Origin of the sequence: Edaphobacillus lindanitolerans, from assembly GCF_900156305.1 — a bacterium.
Taxonomy (GTDB): Bacteria; Bacillota; Bacilli; order Bacillales_A; family Planococcaceae; genus Bhargavaea; species Bhargavaea lindanitolerans.
In genome coordinates, this window is sequence record NZ_FTPL01000003.1 from 503,478 (window position 1) to 520,402 (window position 16,925).

General features: G+C 57.5%; 20 protein-coding genes and 7 tRNA genes. 26 read left to right on the forward strand and 1 reads right to left on the reverse strand.

What is annotated here, in order from left to right:
• The first annotated feature begins 171 nt into the window (after window positions 1-171).
• The 4 genes from B0B07_RS11985 to B0B07_RS12000 all read left to right on the forward strand — a co-directional run bounded on the left by B0B07_RS11985 (window position 172) and on the right by B0B07_RS12000 (window position 3,054).
• Entirely contained in the window at window positions 172-651 is a 480-nt protein-coding gene (locus B0B07_RS11985) for a PH domain-containing protein (RefSeq protein ID WP_076759206.1), read from the forward strand.
• Window positions 641-2,194: a PH domain-containing protein gene (locus tag B0B07_RS11990; protein ID WP_084186677.1), complete on the forward strand. Its 1,554-nt coding sequence runs from the start codon at window positions 641-643 to the stop codon at window positions 2,192-2,194. Before B0B07_RS11985 ends, B0B07_RS11990 begins: the two co-directional genes overlap by 11 nt.
• Entirely contained in the window at window positions 2,187-2,480 is a 294-nt protein-coding gene (locus B0B07_RS11995) for a hypothetical protein (RefSeq protein ID WP_076759208.1), read from the forward strand. The genes B0B07_RS11990 and B0B07_RS11995 overlap by 8 nt, the downstream gene beginning before the upstream one ends.
• 76 nt (window positions 2,481-2,556) lie before the next feature.
• On the forward strand, window positions 2,557-3,054 hold the full coding sequence (locus B0B07_RS12000; RefSeq protein ID WP_234982375.1) for a DinB family protein: 498 nt from the start codon (window positions 2,557-2,559) through the stop codon (window positions 3,052-3,054).
• 430 nt (window positions 3,055-3,484) lie between these two features.
• On the opposite strand, the gene B0B07_RS12005 is transcribed toward B0B07_RS12000, so the two are convergent.
• On the reverse strand, window positions 3,485-4,096 hold the full coding sequence (locus B0B07_RS12005) for a rhomboid family intramembrane serine protease (protein WP_076759211.1): 612 nt from the start codon (window positions 4,094-4,096) through the stop codon (window positions 3,485-3,487).
• A gap of 66 nt (window positions 4,097-4,162) precedes the next feature.
• Here B0B07_RS12005 and acpS point away from each other — a divergent pair, with 66 nt between their 5' ends.
• From acpS to B0B07_RS12115, 22 genes are all read left to right on the forward strand, one after another.
• Window positions 4,163-4,537 (forward strand): holo-ACP synthase, encoded by a 375-nt coding sequence (gene acpS, locus B0B07_RS12010; protein ID WP_076759213.1) that lies wholly within the window; start codon window positions 4,163-4,165, stop codon window positions 4,535-4,537.
• Between the two features lie 49 nt (window positions 4,538-4,586).
• Entirely contained in the window at window positions 4,587-5,780 is a 1,194-nt protein-coding gene (locus B0B07_RS12015) for a LolA family protein (protein WP_407643873.1), read from the forward strand.
• A 71-nt stretch (window positions 5,781-5,851) separates the two neighbouring features.
• The gene (gene alr, locus B0B07_RS12020) at window positions 5,852-6,985 is read left to right on the forward strand and encodes an alanine racemase (RefSeq protein WP_076759216.1); all 1,134 of its coding nucleotides are present in this window, start codon (window positions 5,852-5,854) and stop codon (window positions 6,983-6,985) included.
• Window positions 6,986-7,138: 153 nt separating this feature from the next.
• Window positions 7,139-7,420, forward strand: coding sequence for a transcriptional regulator (locus tag B0B07_RS12025; RefSeq protein ID WP_234982376.1), 282 nt, complete (start codon window positions 7,139-7,141; stop codon window positions 7,418-7,420).
• A gap of 4 nt (window positions 7,421-7,424) precedes the next feature.
• Window positions 7,425-7,775 carry a type II toxin-antitoxin system PemK/MazF family toxin gene (locus tag B0B07_RS12030; RefSeq protein ID WP_040225216.1) on the forward strand — a complete coding sequence of 117 codons (351 nt, stop codon included), beginning with the start codon at window positions 7,425-7,427 and terminating at the stop codon, window positions 7,773-7,775.
• Window positions 7,776-7,935: 160 nt separating this feature from the next.
• Complete coding sequence (locus B0B07_RS12035; RefSeq protein ID WP_076759218.1) at window positions 7,936-8,763, forward strand: RsbT co-antagonist protein RsbRA; 828 nt, start codon at window positions 7,936-7,938, stop codon at window positions 8,761-8,763.
• Window positions 8,763-9,125, forward strand: coding sequence for an STAS domain-containing protein (locus B0B07_RS12040; protein WP_076759219.1), 363 nt, complete (start codon window positions 8,763-8,765; stop codon window positions 9,123-9,125). The genes B0B07_RS12035 and B0B07_RS12040 overlap by 1 nt, the downstream gene beginning before the upstream one ends.
• Window positions 9,126-9,127: 2 nt before the next feature.
• A complete protein-coding gene (locus B0B07_RS12045) occupies window positions 9,128-9,529 on the forward strand; it encodes an anti-sigma regulatory factor (protein WP_076759220.1) in 402 nt (133 codons plus the stop codon).
• Window positions 9,530-9,545: 16 nt separating this feature from the next.
• A complete protein-coding gene (locus B0B07_RS12050; protein WP_076759222.1) occupies window positions 9,546-10,547 on the forward strand; it encodes a PP2C family protein-serine/threonine phosphatase in 1,002 nt (333 codons plus the stop codon).
• A 110-nt stretch (window positions 10,548-10,657) separates the two neighbouring features.
• Window positions 10,658-11,005 carry an STAS domain-containing protein gene (locus B0B07_RS12055; RefSeq protein WP_076759223.1) on the forward strand — a complete coding sequence of 116 codons (348 nt, stop codon included), beginning with the start codon at window positions 10,658-10,660 and terminating at the stop codon, window positions 11,003-11,005.
• Window positions 10,992-11,462 carry an anti-sigma B factor RsbW gene (gene rsbW, locus B0B07_RS12060; protein ID WP_076759314.1) on the forward strand — a complete coding sequence of 157 codons (471 nt, stop codon included), beginning with the start codon at window positions 10,992-10,994 and terminating at the stop codon, window positions 11,460-11,462. The genes B0B07_RS12055 and rsbW overlap by 14 nt, the downstream gene beginning before the upstream one ends.
• Entirely contained in the window at window positions 11,440-12,225 is a 786-nt protein-coding gene (gene sigB / locus B0B07_RS12065; RefSeq protein WP_076759225.1) for an RNA polymerase sigma factor SigB, read from the forward strand. The genes rsbW and sigB overlap by 23 nt, the downstream gene beginning before the upstream one ends.
• A complete protein-coding gene (locus B0B07_RS12070; protein ID WP_076759226.1) occupies window positions 12,225-12,824 on the forward strand; it encodes a PP2C family serine/threonine-protein phosphatase in 600 nt (199 codons plus the stop codon). Before sigB ends, B0B07_RS12070 begins: the two co-directional genes overlap by 1 nt.
• A gap of 90 nt (window positions 12,825-12,914) precedes the next feature.
• Window positions 12,915-15,389 carry a S1 RNA-binding domain-containing protein gene (locus B0B07_RS12075; protein WP_076759227.1) on the forward strand — a complete coding sequence of 825 codons (2,475 nt, stop codon included), beginning with the start codon at window positions 12,915-12,917 and terminating at the stop codon, window positions 15,387-15,389.
• Window positions 15,382-15,831 carry a SprT family protein gene (locus B0B07_RS12080; protein ID WP_076759229.1) on the forward strand — a complete coding sequence of 150 codons (450 nt, stop codon included), beginning with the start codon at window positions 15,382-15,384 and terminating at the stop codon, window positions 15,829-15,831. The genes B0B07_RS12075 and B0B07_RS12080 overlap by 8 nt, the downstream gene beginning before the upstream one ends.
• Window positions 15,832-16,019: 188 nt before the next feature.
• Window positions 16,020-16,107: transfer RNA gene (locus B0B07_RS12085), tRNA-Leu, on the forward strand.
• A gap of 8 nt (window positions 16,108-16,115) precedes the next feature.
• Window positions 16,116-16,187: transfer RNA gene (locus tag B0B07_RS12090), tRNA-Glu, on the forward strand.
• 52 nt (window positions 16,188-16,239) lie between these two features.
• Window positions 16,240-16,315 (forward strand) — tRNA-Asp (locus tag B0B07_RS12095).
• A 38-nt stretch (window positions 16,316-16,353) separates the two neighbouring features.
• Window positions 16,354-16,429, forward strand: a tRNA-Lys gene (locus B0B07_RS12100).
• 116 nt (window positions 16,430-16,545) lie between these two features.
• A tRNA-Leu gene (locus tag B0B07_RS12105) sits at window positions 16,546-16,633 on the forward strand.
• 16 nt (window positions 16,634-16,649) lie between these two features.
• Window positions 16,650-16,726 (forward strand) — tRNA-Arg (locus B0B07_RS12110).
• Between the two features lie 6 nt (window positions 16,727-16,732).
• Window positions 16,733-16,806 (forward strand) — tRNA-Gly (locus B0B07_RS12115).
• Window positions 16,807-16,925: the final 119 nt, after the last annotated feature.

Consider the following 16,925-nt stretch of genomic DNA (forward strand, 5'->3'; position numbering starts at 1 on the left):
TTTAGCCGGACCTGCGGGCCGGCGGGCGGGGCTGCCTGGATGTCGTGTTGCGCCGGGGATTGGTTCCGGTATCGAAGTGTGCGTGGATTGTCCTCCCAATCCATCAAATCAGTGAAACCCATCCCTCCCCGTTCCGTATACAATAGGAAGAGAGAAGAAGGGGTGAGCGGGATGAGAAAAGAACCGGCCAACCGGATTTCCGGGAAGGGGCTGACCGTGTGGAGGATCCATGGGGTCTTTTATACGCTGATGGTCCTCGTTCCGGCAATCGCGGCCATTGTGCTGGCGTACATATTTGACGGGCCCGTCTGGATTTATATTGTCTCGGCGGCTGTCCCGGTTTTGACGGGGTATTTGCTGATCGGGCTGTTTCCGAAGATCCGCTGGCAGCGCTGGCGCTATGAAGTGCGGGAGACGGAGATCGAGCTGCAGCACGGCCTGTTCATCGTGAAGCGGACGCTCGTGCCGATGGTGCGGGTGCAGCATGTGGATACGAGCCAGGGCCCGATTTTGCGGAAGTACGGGCTTGCGGGGATCACGGTATCCACTGCAGCGACGACCCATGAGATCCCGGCGCTCCAGATGGAGGAAGCCGATGATCTGAGGAGCCGGATCTCCGGACTGGCGAGGGTGGCGGAAGATGATGTCTGAGGAGCGCCACCGCCTGCACTGGATCACCGCCGTCATCGAGCTCGTGAAGACGCTGAAGGAAGCGATCCTACCGCTGATCGTCATTGTCGTGGCCAACGGGCTCGGACGCGAGAAGACGGGCAACTTCTGGCTCGACAATATTTCCGTGTTCATCTTCGGCCTGTTCATCGTCTTCACCGCGGTTGCGGGGCTGATCAAGTGGAAGCGGTTCGTCTATTGGTTCGAGGACGGTGAACTGCGGATCGAGCACGGCCTGTTTGTGAAAAAGAAACGGTACATCCCGTTTGAGCGGATCCAGAGCCTGGATTACACCGAAGGCATTTTCCACCGTCCATTCGGACTTGTCAAAGTGAAGGTCGAGACGGCGGGTGGTTCGGGGAAGGACCAGGCGGAAGCGGAACTGACGGCGGTCACCCGGGCGGAAGCGGACCGGGTGAGCCGGGAAATCGCCGATGCAAAACGGATGAAGCGGATGCCTTCTGCAGAAGCGGCTGAAACAACCGGCACGGAAGCAGAAGGCGTGCCGCCGGAAGTGCCGGAGGCGGATGGGGCGCCGGCGCGGACCGTCTTCAGGATGGAAAACCGGGATATCGTATTTCTGTCCGCGATTTCGGGCCGGATCGGCCTGATCTTTTCCGGGATGGCGGTGCTGATGTCCCAGTTCTCCGATATTCTGCCGTATGAGCTGATCTTTGACGAGCTCGCCGCGTTCGTGAAATTCGGCGTGCTGATCATCGCGGCTGCCGTGCTCGCCGTCCTGCTGGTCGGCTGGGTGATCTCGGTCGTCTGGACGTTCCTGTCGTTCTACGGATTCCAGGTCGCATTTGACGGGGATGACCTGTTCATTTCAAGAGGGCTGCTTGAGAAAAAACGGATCACCGTCCCGCTCAACCGGATCCAGGCGGTGCGGATGAGCGAGAACCCGTTCCAGAAACTGTTCGGCTACCGGTCCGTCAAAGTGCACAGCGCGGGCGGCGGGGAAGAGTCCGGCGCCGTCATCAGCCTGTTCCCGCTCGTGAAGCGGGACCGCGTCAACGCGCTGCTCGGCGAACTGTTTCCGGAACTGGATCTGGACGCGGAACTGGCCCGGACGCCGGGGCGGTCCCGGCCGTACTTTTACCGGATTGACTTCGTCTGGATGATTCCGGTCATCGGCCTGGCCTCCTGGTTCCTGTTCCCGTACGGCCTGCTGACGCTGCTGATCGTGCCGGCCGTCATCCTGCTCGGAATGTGGCAGCACCGTTCGGGCGGATGGGCGATTTCCGGCAGGCAGCTGACGGTGCGCTGGCGCGGGTTCGCCCTCCAGACCGTTTATGTGTTCCGCAGGCGGATCCAGTCGATGGAAGAGCGCCAGACCGTCTTCCAGAAGCGGAAGGATGTCGCCACTGTCAATGTTTCGTTCAAGTCGGGCACCGGCGCCTCGGTCGCACCGGTCCGCCACATCGACCGGGCGGATGCGGAGCGCCTGATGGACTGGTACGACCCGAGGGACCGGACTGGCCGGGAAGCGGCTTTGGAGAAAGGGCGCGCCGTCCATGAATAAAGGCAGATGGATGGAGTGGCTTCTGAGGATCCGGCTGAATGCGGGGAAGTTCCGGCTAGCCGGCTATGCCGTGCTGATCGAGGCGTTCGTTCTGATCGGTGACGTGACGGTGCTGCTGGCGTTCCCGGAGCTGATCATCCTGGCCCTTTTCGCCGGGCTGGCCGTGCTGTTCAGAAAGCGGCTCGCCGCCTGGGTCATGAGGACACCGGCAGTCCTGACACCGGTTCTCGTCTTGTTTTCGGTATGCCTGTACATGCAGGATTTTGGCTGGATCCAGCCGTATTGAAGGCAGGCAGGGATTTGATCCGGCGGGAGAGAAACAAATAAGGAATCGGGCCTTCCGGAAAGACCGGAGGGCCTTTATGATTCGTTGGAAGGGAAGGATCGGAATGGAGGAATTGATCTTCCGGCACATGGAGACGGTGCGCGGGCTGACACTGAGGGCATCGGATGCGGTTCCGGAGGGAACGGTGGACCGGGTGCCGGCCGGGTTCAGCAACAGCATCCGCTGGAACTTCGGCCATATCGCTTTTGTCCAGGAGCGGCTTGTGTATGAGGTGATGGGGGAGGATTCCGGGCTGCCGGACACATTCAGGGAATATTTCGCTGCCGGGACGAGCCCGGCAGGCTGGACGGGTGCACCTCCGTCGATGCAGGAAATCCGGGCGGCCCTGGCCGCCCAGCCGGGCAGAATCCGGGAGAGCCGGAAGAAGGGGACGGATGAGCCGCTGCTCCGGCCGTTCACGAACAAAATGGGTGTGACGTTCCGGACCTCGGGCGAAACCCTGCTGTTCTCGCTGTATCATGAGGGCCTGCACCTGGAGACGATCAAGCGGATTGCCAGATTGGCGGTAGGGTGACGGCAGAACGGATGATGGAGTGTCCGCAGAGCGAAACTCTTCTCAGCCGAGGGGGAACTACGGCCACCGGGGAAACTGCGACCACTCGAGGGTAAACTGGGCCCACTCGGAGGCAAACTTACCTCACTCGGGTCGAAACTCTCCTTACTCAAAGGCCAACTTCCATCACTCGAGGGCAAACTTGCCTCACTCGGATCCAAACTCTCCTCACTCGGACCAATTACGACTCTTGAGGCAAACTTCGACCACTCAAGGGGAAACTGGGACCACTCGGGACCAAACTGGGCCCACTCGAGGGGAAACTTCGGCCACTCATGGCCAAACTCGCCTCACTCAAGGCCAAACTCTCCTCACTCGATACCATACTCTGGCCCTTCGCACCTCACCGCACAAAAAACCGTCCCGCATCATGCGGGACGGCGGGGCTCACTCACCGGCGGGTTTTCCGCCAGCTGGTGATATTCTTTGGATTGAAATAGCTGAGGCCGACGATGAAGCCGACGAGAAGGCCCGTGATGTGGGCAGTGATGTTGATGTTCGGTGTCAGGAACGTCATGATGATGGAGATGACGATGATGGGCATGATGATGCCGCGCAGTTGCGGGAAGGCGTTTTTCGTGTAATACACGAGGGCGCCGAATGCGCCGAAAATGCCGTAGATTGCGCCGCTTGCCCCGACATACGCATATGATCCGTCATGAAGGAAATAGGACGCCACATTGCCGAACAGGCCGGCGAGGAAGTACAGGTTCAGGAACCGGACCTTGCCGGCGAGCCGCTCGAGTTCCGGACCGAACAGGAACAGGGAGAACATGTTGAACAGCACATGCATGAACCCTGCATGGAGGAACATCGGCGTGATGAAGCGCCACCAGTCGCCGGCTGCGATCTGGCTGTTGATGCCCATGCCCCGGTACATGACGAGATCGCCGATGCCCGGAATGATCGTGATGAGGAAGACGATCAGGTTGATCGCAATCAGCACGGATACGACCGGGTAGAGCCGGATGTATTCGGAAAAGCTTTCTCTTCTGATAAACATAGATTCACCTCAATATCTAAAAACAGTATACCGCGTTTGGCGCGGCTCAGAAAGCGGGGAGACCGGATGATTACGGGAATCGGCCTGGATATAGTGGAAATGGAGCGGATCCGCAGGCTGGACGGCCGGAGCGGCCGGTTCAGGGAGCGGATCCTGGCTCCGGCGGAACTCGACCGCTATCATTCATTGAACGAAGACAGGCGGACGGAGTTCCTTGCCGGAAGGTTTTCGGCGAAGGAGGCATTCGCCAAGGCGCTCGGGACGGGGATCGGCGAGGCCTGCGCGTTCACCGATATCGCGGTGCTGCCGGACGGAGCGGGACGTCCGCTGATTTATTTCAAAGGGGTCCCTGCGGACGGTTTCGTCTCGATCACCCATACGAAAGAGTATGCGGCCGCACAGGTGATTCTGTGCGGAATGCCGGCGGTCTCGTCCGAATAAACCGGTACCCTCTCTCATAGGATGTTCCACAGGAGCGAAATGAGAAAGGGTGAAGGAATTGCGGAGCCGGATATTGGCGGGGATGCTCATCGTGCTCGCACTGCTTGTGTCGGCGTGCGGCGCACAGTCGAAAGAAGATGTCATGAAAAAGCTGAGCGGCAAATGGACCGATTCAAAGGGGTACGAGCTTACGGCAGTAATGGAAATCCGGACCGGGCAGGAACCGCGTCTGTACGATGTGGAGGTATGGCACACGAAGCCGGACTACTACCGGGTGAGTGTGACGCAGGACGGATCGGATGAGGCTCAGATGATCCTCCGGAACAAAGAAGGCGTTTTCGTCGTCACGCCGTCTGTCGGAAAAACCTACAAATTCCAGAGTGACTGGCCGGAGAAGAACAGCCAGGCTTACCTCATCGGAGCGCTCGCAGAAGACATCCGTGCGGACAAAAAAGCGACGATGAAGGAAGAGGAGAAGGAGTATGTGTTTGAGACGGCGACGCGGAACAATCACCGGAAGATGCTGCCGTACCAGCGCATCCACATCGACAAGAAGTCGCTGCTGCCGGTGAAAGTCTCGGTTCTCGACGAAAACAAAGAAGAGCAGATCATGATCTCGTTCAAGAAGATCTCGCTCGGCACGGACCGCGACGCCGGGGACTACGCGGCCGAAAAGCATGCGGCCCCTCCGAAGGACAAGAAAGGTGCCGCTGCAATGGACGAAGATGACGATGAAGAAGCGGACGAAGAGGAGTCCGGGGAGCAGAAAGACGGGGATACGTCCAAGGACGGATCCACGGACGGATCAACGGAGGAATCATCGGACGGATCCACGGACGGATCAACCGAAGAATCCCAGGATAAAGAAGGAAATGATGAAGCCGGTGCCGAATTGGACGGAGAGGAATTCAGGACATCTTATCCGATCCTCAAATGGGAAGGCGTAAATCTTCTTGATGAAGAAACCGTCGGCAAGGGTGCCGAAAAGCGCGTCTATCTGACGTTCGGCGGCGAGAAGGAATTCATCATCGTGCAGGAAAAAGCACAGGCACCGGCAGACGCGGTCGTACCGGTATTTGCCGAAGGCGATCCGGCAGACCTCGGGTTCACGATCGGTGCCATCACCGACAACTCGATCAGCTGGGAGCAGGAAGGCGTGTCCTACTTCATCGCCTCGAACGGTCTGTCGCGTGAAGAGATGGTCGAAGTCGCCACCTCGCTCATCCAATCGGAGCAGAAGTGACAAACGCATATTGACGAGCTTCTCCCGTCGGGCGGATAATGGAACCGACAACGGGAGGAGTGCGGTGCAGGATGGAACGAACGGAATGGGGACGGCCGACACGGGCGGTGATTGACCTGGAGGCAGTCCGGACAAATGTACGGAACACGAAGGAGTGGATCGGGCCGGAAACGGAGCTCATCGCGGTCGTGAAAGCGGATGGCTACGGGCACGGCGCTGTCCGGGTGGCGGAGGCGGCGCTCCAGGCGGGGGCATCGATGCTTGCCGTCGCCACGCCGGAAGAAGCAGTGGATCTGAGGGAGGCGGGCCTTGAAGCGGAAATCCTGCTTCTCGGCGCCGCCCCCCTTCCGTTCCTGGAAGTGGCGGCAGCGCACAACATCACGGTGACGGCGGATTCAGCCAGGTGGGTCAGGGACGCGGCTGCCAGGCCGGAAAAGTGGCCCAACCCGCTCAAGGTGCATCTGAAGCTCGACACCGGCATGAGCCGCATCGGCATGAGGACCGGGGAGGAATTGCTCGGGGCCTGGGGCACTGCCCGGGAAGCCGGAATGATCGTCGACGGGGTGTTCACCCATTTCGCAAAGGCGGATGATGAGGATTCCGGACTGCAGCGCCGGCAGGAAGCCCGGTTCCGGGAGCTGATCGGTGCGCTTCCGGAAAAGCCGAGGCTCGTGCACGCATCGAACAGCGCCGCGACCTATCTGCATCCGGACGCCCGGTTTGACGCAGTCCGGCTCGGCATCTCGATGTACGGCATCCCCGCCTCGGAGCATGTCGGCCGCAACATGCCGATCCCGCTGAAACCCGCACTCTCGCTCGAGAGCCGGCTCGTTCATGTAAAGAAGATCAGCCGCGGGGACACGGTGAGCTACGGCGGGACCTACGAAGCCGTGGATGATGAATGGATCGGCACGATCCCGATCGGCTATGCAGACGGGCTTCTGCGCGGGCTCGGCGGCCAGGAAGTACTGGTCGGCGGCCGGCGGGTCCCGATTGTGGGGCGCATCTGCATGGACCAGTGCATGGTCCGACTGCCCGGTGAAACGGAGCCCGGCGAGCCGGTCGTCCTGATCGGCCGCCAGGGAGATGAAGAGATCACCGCGGCGGAATGGGCAGCCCGTCTCGGAACGATACCCTATGAAGTCGTCGTCACGCTGTCCAAACGCATTCAGAGGGTTTATCCGAAGCAGGATTGGGAAGGATAAAAGATAGCGGCACTCCGACATGAACTGACACGGATCATCCTCCCGGAGGGGAACGATGTCAAAATGCTTCCTTCCGTGTCTTTTCTTTGGGCCTGTCCGATGGTATGATGGATGGGACTGATAAAAGGGACGGATGCGTCGGAGGTGTTTGCTGTGAAAAATAGAGAGAACCATGAGGAGATCATCGTAAGGATCCCGGAGCAGATGCTCCGCGGAATTAGCGAAGCTGCCGGCAGCATGCGGGCTGACAGCGACGGCTATGTCTATCTTTCGACAACCAGCCGCACAGAGGACGATCAAACAAATCTTATACGGGAAGCGATGATGAAGGGCTACGTGGAAATGTCGCATATCAATCTTTCCATCGCAACTGAATGCTTGTACGCGGAATACGAAGCGGAGCACACATTGGAGCGACTCGTAAGCGGAGGATGAAATTTTGGCCATAAAACGCGGGGACGTTTTCTTTGCAGATTTGTCACCGGTGGTCGGTTCTGAACAGGGCGGCACAAGGCCCGTCCTGGTCATTCAGAACGACATCGGCAACCGGTTCAGCCCGACGGTGATCATCGCAGCCATCACAGCGCAGATACAGAAGGCAAAACTGCCGACCCATGTGGAGATCGATGCGGAGAAGCACGGCTTTGACCGGGATTCCGTCATCTTGCTTGAACAAGTGCGGACGATCGACAAATCCCGCCTCACCGACAAGATCACACATTTGGACGACGAACTCATGGCGCAGGTGGAACAGGCGCTTGAAGTGAGTCTCGGCCTGGTGAAACTTTGAGCATACATATCCGAATGCCGTCCGGCCCATGCCGGACGGCATTTTTTTCCCTGCGGCGTCTTTTCCTTCAAATCGCGTGTGCTCCCATCGTTTTTTCGTTACAATGGGAGTAATAAATTTTTTTATAGGATACTGATATCAAAAAGGAGGCTTCCGGGCCATGCATAGAAAGGTGCCGAAATTTGTCGAAACCCACCTTGATGAAATTATTGAACGCTGGAAACAGCTGATGAAAGAAGATCATGGTGACCGATTTTTCCAGATCATGCCAGATGAAGTCGTTGAAAAGACGAGTCACGAATTTGCCGGGCTGATCGTTTCCAACCTGACAGAAGACGGCCAGATGTACGAGTCCAAGCTCCATGACTTCTCGGAACGGATCGTCCGGCTCGGCTGGTCGATCACGCTCGTCATGAAGGCGATCGAAAACTTCTCTGACACGGTTTATGAAATGCTGTGGGAAGCGGAAGTGATCAATGACAGCAATGTCGCCGAGTATTTCGAAGTCCTGAACGGCTGGATCCGTCCTCTCCGCGAGGAAGTGGTGGAGGCCTACTCGAACACATGGGAGCGGACCGTGTCGCTTCAGAAGATCGCCCTTCAGGAACTGTCGGCATCGCTCATCCCGGTCGTGGACAAGGTGAGCGTCATGCCGCTCGTCGGCACAATCGATACGGAGCGGGCAAAGCTGATCATGGAAAACCTGCTCGAAGGCGTTGTGCGGCACCGCTCGGAAGTCGTCCTTCTTGATATCACGGGCGTGCCCGTCGTGGATACGATGGTCGCCCATCATATCATCCAGGCGGCAGATGCGGTCCGCCTCGTCGGTGCACGATGTATGCTCGTCGGCATCCGTCCGGAAATCGCACAGACGATTGTCGCACTTGGAATCGACCTGAATGAATTCACAACGACCAGCACATTGCAGCGCGGCATGCAGGAAGCCCTGGCACTGACGAACAGACAAATCGTGGAGGTGGATGAGTGATGAATATGCGGATTCCGATCCTCAAGCTGAGGGAAGTCCTGATCGTCTCGATCCAGTGGGAGCTGGATGACCAGACCGCACTCCAGTTCCAGGAAGATCTGCTGAAGAAGATGCACGATACATCTGCAAAGGGCGTCGTCATCGATCTGACGCCGATTGACTTTATTGATTCATTTATCGCAAAAGTGCTCGGAGATGTGATCAGCATGTCCGGGCTCATGGGTGCGAAAGTGGTCATCACCGGCATCCAGCCGGCCGTCGCCATTACATTGATCGAGCTCGGCATCCGTCTGGAGAATGTCATGACGGCTCTTGACCTTGAAAACGGTATGGACAAACTTCAACAAGAATTGGAGGCCTGACGATGGCTTACCGGTCTTCAGTGGATATCCACACAGAATGGGACATTGTCGCTGCGCGGCAGCTGGGCCGGAACGAAGCAAAGAAAATCGGCTTCGGGACCGTCGACCAGGCCCGCATCACGACGGCAATCAGTGAACTTGCTCGAAATATATATTTATATGCAGGAACCGGTAAAATCGAGATTGAGCGCCTCAATGAAAAGGGTATATTCGGTATTGCGATCATCGCGTCCGACGAGGGACCCGGCATTGCGGACGTGCGAAAGGTGATGGAAGACGGATTCTCGACTTCTGGCGGTCTCGGCGCCGGCATGCCTGGCGTCAAGCGCCTCATGGACGATTTCCGGATCGACACGGAAAAAGGGAAAGGCACGACCATCACCGCGATCAAATGGCTCAGGTAGGGAGGGATAACGTCAAATGCCCCGGGACATGGAAAGAGAGTACAAAGAGATACTAAGACAATACATCGAGAATCAATCCGAACAAAACCTCTACCTCGGGGAAACGTTTAGCAGGGGGCTCATCGAGAAGGATATATCTCCCGAGGAAGTCATCAGCATACATAAGTCGGCGCTGAAAGACGTACTTCCGGGCCTGCCCTCGAAAGTCTGGCATTCATTCGATTTTCTCATCGAGATGATGATCCGGTACGGCCTGGCACTCAAGGAGCACCAGAGCCTCGTCAAGAAACAGGAAGAAATGCAGGTGGAGATGGAACTCGCCTCCAACGTCCAGGAAACGTTGCTGAAGACGAAAATTCCGTCGATCGAAGGGCTCGATATCGGCTATGTGACCGTCCCTTCGCGCACGATGAGCGGAGATTACATCTACTTCGTCAGCAATGAAGTGGATGAGGCGGGCGTGGCCGTGGCGGATGTCATGGGCAAGGGCATCCCGGCCGCGCTCTGCATGTCGATGGTCAAATTCGGCATGGACAGCCTGCAGCACACGGAGAAGGGGCCATCGGAAGTCCTGTCGGTGATCAACCGCATCGTGGAGAAGAGTGTCAATGACTCCATGTTCGTCACGATGTTTTACGGGAAGTATGATGCCGGGAACTCACTGTTTTCCTATGCTTCGGCGGGCCATGAGCCCGCACTCCTGTACAGGGCCGCGGAGGACAGATTCCATGAATTGTTTGCCAAAGGCCTGCTGCTGGGGGTTTCGGAAGATGCCGAATACGGGGAAGGGGCCGTCACGATCGAAGACGGCGACTTCATCGCCATCATGACCGACGGAGTGACCGAAGCGCGGACGCCCGAAGGGTTTGTCGAGAAGGAGACGATCCTTGACCTCATCGGGAGCGTCAAGGACAAGAATGCACAGGAAATGGCCGAACATGTCTTTGCAGAACTTGACCGCATGCAGGGGTTCCGCCTGCAGGATGATTTCTCCCTCGTCATTTTAAAGAAAAAATAAGCGCCATGTTTTAGCCCGGCGAAAGCCGGGTATATCTCTTATGTTGTGTATAGGTCCGACTGATTTCGCCGGACCACAAATAGAGACTATTAACTAAACGAGGTGTGGAAATGAATCTGCAAGTTGATTTGCGTGAAGAGAACAGTGTCCAGCACTTTAAGGTAGTAGGGGAGATTGACGCATTCACCGCACCCGCACTCCGGGAACGGCTTTCCGATTTTGCAAGCCAGCAGGAACTTCAGGCCGAGATCGACCTCTCGGACGTTGAATATATGGACAGTACAGGGCTCGGTGTGTTTGTCGGGTTCTTCAAACAGGTGAAGGAGAACGGCGGCCATGTGAAAATCACCGGCTTGTCCAATCGTCTCAAGCGGCTGTTCGACATTACAGGACTCAATGAAGTCATGGATATTGAAACACAGAAAGATGAAGGTGGGTTAGATGATGCAACCGTATGATTATGTGGAGCTGCGGGTCCCGGCCAAGCCCCAGTATGTAGGGGTGGCCCGCCTGACAATTTCCGGCCTCGCGAGCCGGGTCGGCTTCACTTACGATGATATCGAAGACATGAAGATCGCTTCGAGCGAGGCGATCACCAACGCCGTCCAGCATGCCTACAAGGACGGGGAAGAAGGCGAAGTCGTTGTCGGGTGCGCGCTTTATGAGGACAGGATTGAAATCATGGTTGCCGATCACGGACAGAGCTTCAATTTCGAAGAAACGAAAAAGAGCGTCGGCCCGTACCACGATCATGAGGAGGGCATGTTCCTGCGGGAAGGGGGACTCGGCCTTTACCTGATCGAGACCTTGATGGACGAGATCAAAATCCACCACGACGAGGGCGTTACCGTCTTTATGACGAAATATCTTGGCGGAGAGCAGGTGGAAAAGGATGTCGAAACAGTCTCCTCCTGATTCCGGTTCAAAAGAACAGGTGCTCGACTGGATTAAGGCTTATCAGGAAAACAACGATGAAGCGGCACAGACGAATCTTGTGCTCCACTATGAGCGGCTCGTCCAGTCGATCGCTAGAAAATACTCAAACGGTAAATCGTATCATGAAGACATCGTCCAGGTCGGCATGCTCGGATTGCTCGGTGCCATCAGGCGGTATGATCCTGCATTCGGCCGCAGCTTTGAGGCATTTGCAGTGCCGACGATCATCGGGGAAATCAAACGTTTCCTCCGCGATAAAACATGGGCCGTCCATGTGCCGCGCCGGATCAAGGAACTCGGACCGAAGATCAAATCGGCTGCCGAGGAACTGACGAATGAACTCCAGCGTTCCCCGAAAGTCCAGGAGATCGCGGATCATCTGGGCGTCGAGGAAGATGATGTCCTGGAAGCGATGGAAATGGGACGCAGCTACCAGGCGCTCTCGATGGACCATTCGCTTGAAGCGGATTCGGACGGCAGCACCGTCACCCTGTTCGACATTATCGGGGATACGGATGACGGTTTTGAGATGACGGACCAGCGCATGATCGTTGCGGACGCCCTTCAGGTACTGTCCGAAAGGGAAAAGCAGATCATCCAGTATACATACATCGAACAGCTGAGCCAGAAAGAGGCGGGTGAACGTCTCGGCATATCTCAGATGCATGTATCCCGTCTTCAGCGCAAGGCCATCAAGAAATTACAGGAAGCCATTGCGGCTGCAGGTGGTGAAGCTACTTGATGATTGTAAAGGACCCGTATGTCGAGGCCTACATTTTTAATGAAGCCAAACACGGCAACCAGGAATCGGGTGACATGCATTTCACGTTCGTGAATGATGACTATTTCCTGTGTGCCATTGCAGACGGCCTCGGCAACGGCCCGGTTGCCCGGGAGTCCGCCGCAATCGTTCCCGAGATTCTTGCTGCCCATCATGACGAATCGATCGACCAGCTGCTCAACCGGTGCAATATGCACATGCATCAGAAACGCGGAGCGGCTGTCGCCATCATCAAAGCCGATTTCAAGGCTTCCACCATTCAGTACAGCTGTGTCGGCAACGTGCGATTCTATCTGTATCGGCAGGAAGATGAGAAAATGATTTATCCCCTGCCGGTCATGGGGTATCTGTCCGGCCGGCCGGTGAAGCTGAGGACCCAGGAGTATGCATACGGCCACGGTGACCTGTTTCTGCTCCATTCGGATGGGGTTGATATCAGGAGCCCGAAGGCGTTCATGCAGAAAAGCGCCGGGCCGCACGATCTTTATAATCATGTGCTCGAAACGATCGAGCACGGCGATGATGCCACCTTTATTTCAGGCAGCCTGCTCCGTCCATGACGGAGCCTTTTTTTATATGTGCGAAAGGCCGGTTTTCCTGAAAATGTGTTAAAGTGGACGAGAATCGAACGACTGAAGGGACTGAGGCGCATGGAACAGGAGCGACTGGCGGGGCGCGCTGCGGAGCGCGCGGGAGTAAAGGCCAATCAGGCAAGAGCGGTCATCGCCCTTCTTGCAGAGGGGAAGACGGTGCCGTTCATTGCCCGTTACCGCAAGGAGGCGACCGGCTCGCTCGATGAAGTGCAGATCAAGGCGGTGGAGGATGCACACCGGTACCTTGTCGGGCTGGAGGAGCGCAAAGAGGAAGTGCTCCGGCTGATCGGGGAGCAGGGGAAGCTGGATGCGGATCTAGAGGCGGCAATCCGGGGTGCGGATGTGCTGCAGCGCGTCGAGGACCTGTACCGCCCGTTCCAGAAGAAACGCAAAACCCGTGCGGGCGTTGCGAAGGAGCGGGGACTGGAGCCGCTCGCGGACCTGTTGCTTGCCGGGAACGGCCGGTCGCCGGAGCAGGAGGCTTCCCGGTTCGTGGATGAGGAAAAGGATGTCCCGGACATCCAGGCGGCGCTCGACGGCGCCAAGGATATCATCGCGGAGCGGATTTCCGACGATCCGGGCGTCCGCGAAATGGTGCGCCGGTCGGTCCGCCGTTCCGGACAGTTCGTCACCTCTCTCAAAAAAGGTGCGGAGGATCCGAAGGGTGTCTATGAGATGTACTATGACTATGAGGAGCCGCTCCGGTTCATCAAGCCGCACCGTGTGCTCGCCGCAAACCGAGGAGAGAAGGAAGGCGTTCTGAAGGTGGCCGTGAAGGCGGAAGAAGGGCCGATCCTTACCATGCTGGAGCAGAAGTTCATCCGCCGTCCGAATTCGGCGCACGCGGCCCCTATCCGCGAGGCGGCGGCCGACGCATGGAAGCGGCTGCTGCTTCCTTCGCTCGAGCGGGAGATCCGCGGAGAGCTGACGGAGCAGGCCGAGGAGCAGGCGATCCGGATCTTCTCCGAAAACCTGAAACGCCTGCTCCTGCAGCCGCCGATGAGGGGCCGGATGGTTCTCGGTGTGGACCCGGCTTTCCGGACCGGATGCAAGCTGGCCGTCGTCGACGAGGCGGGACGCCTGCTGGAGCTCGGCGTCATCTATCCGCATCCCCCTCAGAAAGCGAGGGATGAAGCGATGAGGAAAGTGGCGGCGCTTCTGCGGAAGCACCCGATTTCGGTCATTGCGATCGGCAACGGGACGGCTTCCCGCGAGACTGAACAGTTTATCGCGGATTGCCTGAAAGAAACGGACGGAAGCACCTCGTATGTCATCGTCAACGAGGCGGGGGCGAGTGTCTATTCAGCTTCAGAAGAGGCGAGGCGGGAGTTCCCGGACCTCCAGGTCGAACAGAGGAGTGCGGTCTCGATTGCCCGCAGACTCCAGGACCCGCTTTCCGAGCTGGTGAAGATCGATCCGAAGTCCGTCGGTGTCGGTCAGTATCAGCACGATGTCTCGCAGAAGAACCTGGCGGAGCAGCTCGATTTTGTCGTCGAGACGGCAGTCAACCGGGTCGGCGTGGATGTGAACACGGCTTCGCCGTCCCTGCTGCAGCATGTTTCCGGGCTTTCCCGTGCAGTGGCGGACAATATCGCAACGGCAAGGGACGAGCTGGGCCGCTTCACTTCCCGTACGCAGCTGAAGAAGGTGCCTCGGCTCGGGGCGAAGACGTATGAACAGGCGGTCGGTTTCCTTCGGGTGCCGGGCGCCAAAAATCCGCTGGATACGACCGGCGTCCATCCCGAGAGCTACGCCCTCGCGGAGACGATTCTGGATATTGCGGGAGTCGGGAAAAACGAAATCGGCAGCGATGAGGCGGCAGAAAAGCTTGGACAACTGGATCCGGCCGAGACAGCCGCGAGTGCCGGAGCGGGGGAAGTGACCGTCCGGGACATCATCGAAACGCTCATGAGGCCGAACCGGGATCCGAGGAGCGAGTTCCCCCAGCCGCTCCTTAGGAAGGAAGTCCTGTCGATCAAGGACCTGAAGCCGGGGATGGAGATGGAAGGCACGGTCCGGAACGTTGTGGACTTCGGCGCATTTGTCGATATCGGCGTCGGGCAGGACGGACTCGTCCATAAATCAAAGATGAGCGTGAAGGCCGTCCGCCATCCATTGGACATCATGGCCCCGGGGGACATTGTGACCGTCCGTGTGGAAGAAGCGGATCCGAAGAAAGAGCGGATCGCCCTCTCGATGATCTCCGAGAAAGAACAGGCGGAGAAAGAACAGCAGGAGCAGTCCCGCCGGAAAGAGCGGGAGGCCCGCGGGCGAATGTCCGTTGACCTGCAGCCGGGTGCCGTACTGGAAGGCACGGTAAAAGAACTGCGCGATTACGGGGCCTTCATTGAAGTGGGCACCGGCCGCCCAGGTCTTCTCCATGTTTCCAAAGCGCGGAACAATGGAAGGAAGATGCCGGAGCCGGGAGAGCGGCTGATGGTAAAAGTGGAGCAGCATGACCGGAAGACCGGCCGTCTTTCACTGGACTTTGCGGACAGGGATCCCGGCAAGGGAAGCGGCACCCGTGAATGAACAGCAGTTGCAGGAGCTGACGGAACGGATATCCGCAGAGTTCTTCGGCAGGCCCTTCAGGCACAAGGTCTTCTTCAACAGCCGGCTGCGTACGACAGGCGGCCGCTACCGCCTTCATGACCATGACATCGAGATCAATCCCGAAGCTTACCGAAAGCACGGGCTTGACGAACTGATCGGGATCATCAAACATGAGCTCTGCCACTATCACCTCCATCTTGAAGGAAAGGGCTACCGGCACCGTGACCGGGATTTCCGCGAGATGCTGGAATTGACCGGGGCGCCCAGGCATTGCGCGCAGATCCGTGAGCCGGCACGGAGGACGGCCCGCCACGAGTATCGGTGCGCCGGCTGCGGAGCGAGATTCGTCCGGAAGATCCGGATGGACACGAGCCGGTACCGATGCGGGAAATGCCGCGGGCAGATCGTGGAGAGCAACTGAAGGAAGAAGAAGATGATCCGATTAAAAAGCATCTGAAACCCTTGTGGAAAGCGGCGTAAAGCGTTGCGGCACAAGGGTTTTCAATTTCCACGGAAAAACTTCGGAAAAACTGTTGACGAATCTTTCAATGCCCCCTATAATAGGACAAGTCGACAAGAGATCACACGAAAAACGATCGCTCGACACACGCGGTAGTGGCGGAATGGCAGACGCGCTAGGTTGAGGGCCTAGTGGGAGTTAAATCCCGTGGAGGTTCAAGTCCTCTCTACCGCACCATTGAATATGGCCCCTTGGTCAAGCGGTTAAGACACCGCCCTTTCACGGCGGTAACACGGGTTCGAATCCCGTAGGGGTCATCATGGGGCGGACAGCCGACCGGCTGTCCGGAATCCCCTCACTTATATAAGAGGTCCCGTGGTGTAGCGGTTAACATGCCTGCCTGTCACGCAGGAGATCGCGGGTTCGATTCCCGTCGGGACCGCCATTTATTTCGAAGCCTTTCCGGCCGAGAAAGTTTATTGTGAGCCATTAGCTCAGTTGGTAGAGCATCTGACTTTTAATCAGAGGGTCGCAGGTTCGAGCCCTGCATGGCTCACCACCAGGTTTTAAAGAAAACCCGAAAAACCTGTTGACAAACAGCGGTGAAGAGAGTACAATGAAACTTGTCGCTGAAACAACGGCGGCCAACGAAATGAAGCAAGATCACTTTTATATGCGGTAGTGGCGGAATGGCAGACGCGCTAGGTTGAGGGCCTAGTGGGAGTTAAATCCCGTGGAGGTTCAAGTCCTCTCTACCGCACCATATAACTTCATAATGTGCGCCCGTAGCTCAATTGGATAGAGCGTCTGACTACGGATCAGAAGGTTGTGGATTCGACTTCTGCCGGGCGCGCCATTTTACGCGGGTGTAGTTTAGTGGTAAAACCCCAGCCTTCCAAGCTGGTGATGAGGGTTCGATTCCCTTCACCCGCTCCATTATTACTTAAATGGATGCAACTCACTGAACCTTGAAAACTGAACAGCAAAACGCTGATAAAACTGTTCCCGGAACCCGGCCCCGTCGGGCGAACGGAACAACTGATTCGGACATATCA

What these genes read in the sequence shown, in the direction of transcription:
- B0B07_RS12070 (WP_076759226.1), top strand. Translation starts at nt 12,225, where the DNA reads ATGATTGTAAAGGACCCGTATGTCGAGGCCTACATTTTTAATGAAGCC.
- alr (WP_076759216.1), top strand. Translation starts at nt 5,852, where the DNA reads ATGGAACGAACGGAATGGGGACGGCCGACACGGGCGGTGATTGACCTG.
- B0B07_RS12045 (WP_076759220.1), top strand. Translation starts at nt 9,128, where the DNA reads ATGGCTTACCGGTCTTCAGTGGATATCCACACAGAATGGGACATTGTC.
- B0B07_RS11995 (WP_076759208.1), top strand. Translation starts at nt 2,187, where the DNA reads ATGAATAAAGGCAGATGGATGGAGTGGCTTCTGAGGATCCGGCTGAAT.
- B0B07_RS12040 (WP_076759219.1), top strand. Translation starts at nt 8,763, where the DNA reads ATGAATATGCGGATTCCGATCCTCAAGCTGAGGGAAGTCCTGATCGTC.
- B0B07_RS12055 (WP_076759223.1), top strand. Translation starts at nt 10,658, where the DNA reads ATGAATCTGCAAGTTGATTTGCGTGAAGAGAACAGTGTCCAGCACTTT.
- acpS (WP_076759213.1), top strand. Translation starts at nt 4,163, where the DNA reads ATGATTACGGGAATCGGCCTGGATATAGTGGAAATGGAGCGGATCCGC.
- B0B07_RS11985 (WP_076759206.1), top strand. Translation starts at nt 172, where the DNA reads ATGAGAAAAGAACCGGCCAACCGGATTTCCGGGAAGGGGCTGACCGTG.
- B0B07_RS12000 (WP_234982375.1), top strand. Translation starts at nt 2,557, where the DNA reads ATGATTCGTTGGAAGGGAAGGATCGGAATGGAGGAATTGATCTTCCGG.
- B0B07_RS11990 (WP_084186677.1), top strand. Translation starts at nt 641, where the DNA reads ATGATGTCTGAGGAGCGCCACCGCCTGCACTGGATCACCGCCGTCATC.
- B0B07_RS12050 (WP_076759222.1), top strand. Translation starts at nt 9,546, where the DNA reads ATGCCCCGGGACATGGAAAGAGAGTACAAAGAGATACTAAGACAATAC.
- B0B07_RS12075 (WP_076759227.1), top strand. Translation starts at nt 12,915, where the DNA reads ATGGAACAGGAGCGACTGGCGGGGCGCGCTGCGGAGCGCGCGGGAGTA.
- B0B07_RS12035 (WP_076759218.1), top strand. Translation starts at nt 7,936, where the DNA reads ATGCATAGAAAGGTGCCGAAATTTGTCGAAACCCACCTTGATGAAATT.
- B0B07_RS12005 (WP_076759211.1), bottom strand. Translation starts at nt 4,096, where the DNA reads ATGTTTATCAGAAGAGAAAGCTTTTCCGAATACATCCGGCTCTACCCG.
- rsbW (WP_076759314.1), top strand. Translation starts at nt 10,992, where the DNA reads ATGCAACCGTATGATTATGTGGAGCTGCGGGTCCCGGCCAAGCCCCAG.
- sigB (WP_076759225.1), top strand. Translation starts at nt 11,440, where the DNA reads ATGTCGAAACAGTCTCCTCCTGATTCCGGTTCAAAAGAACAGGTGCTC.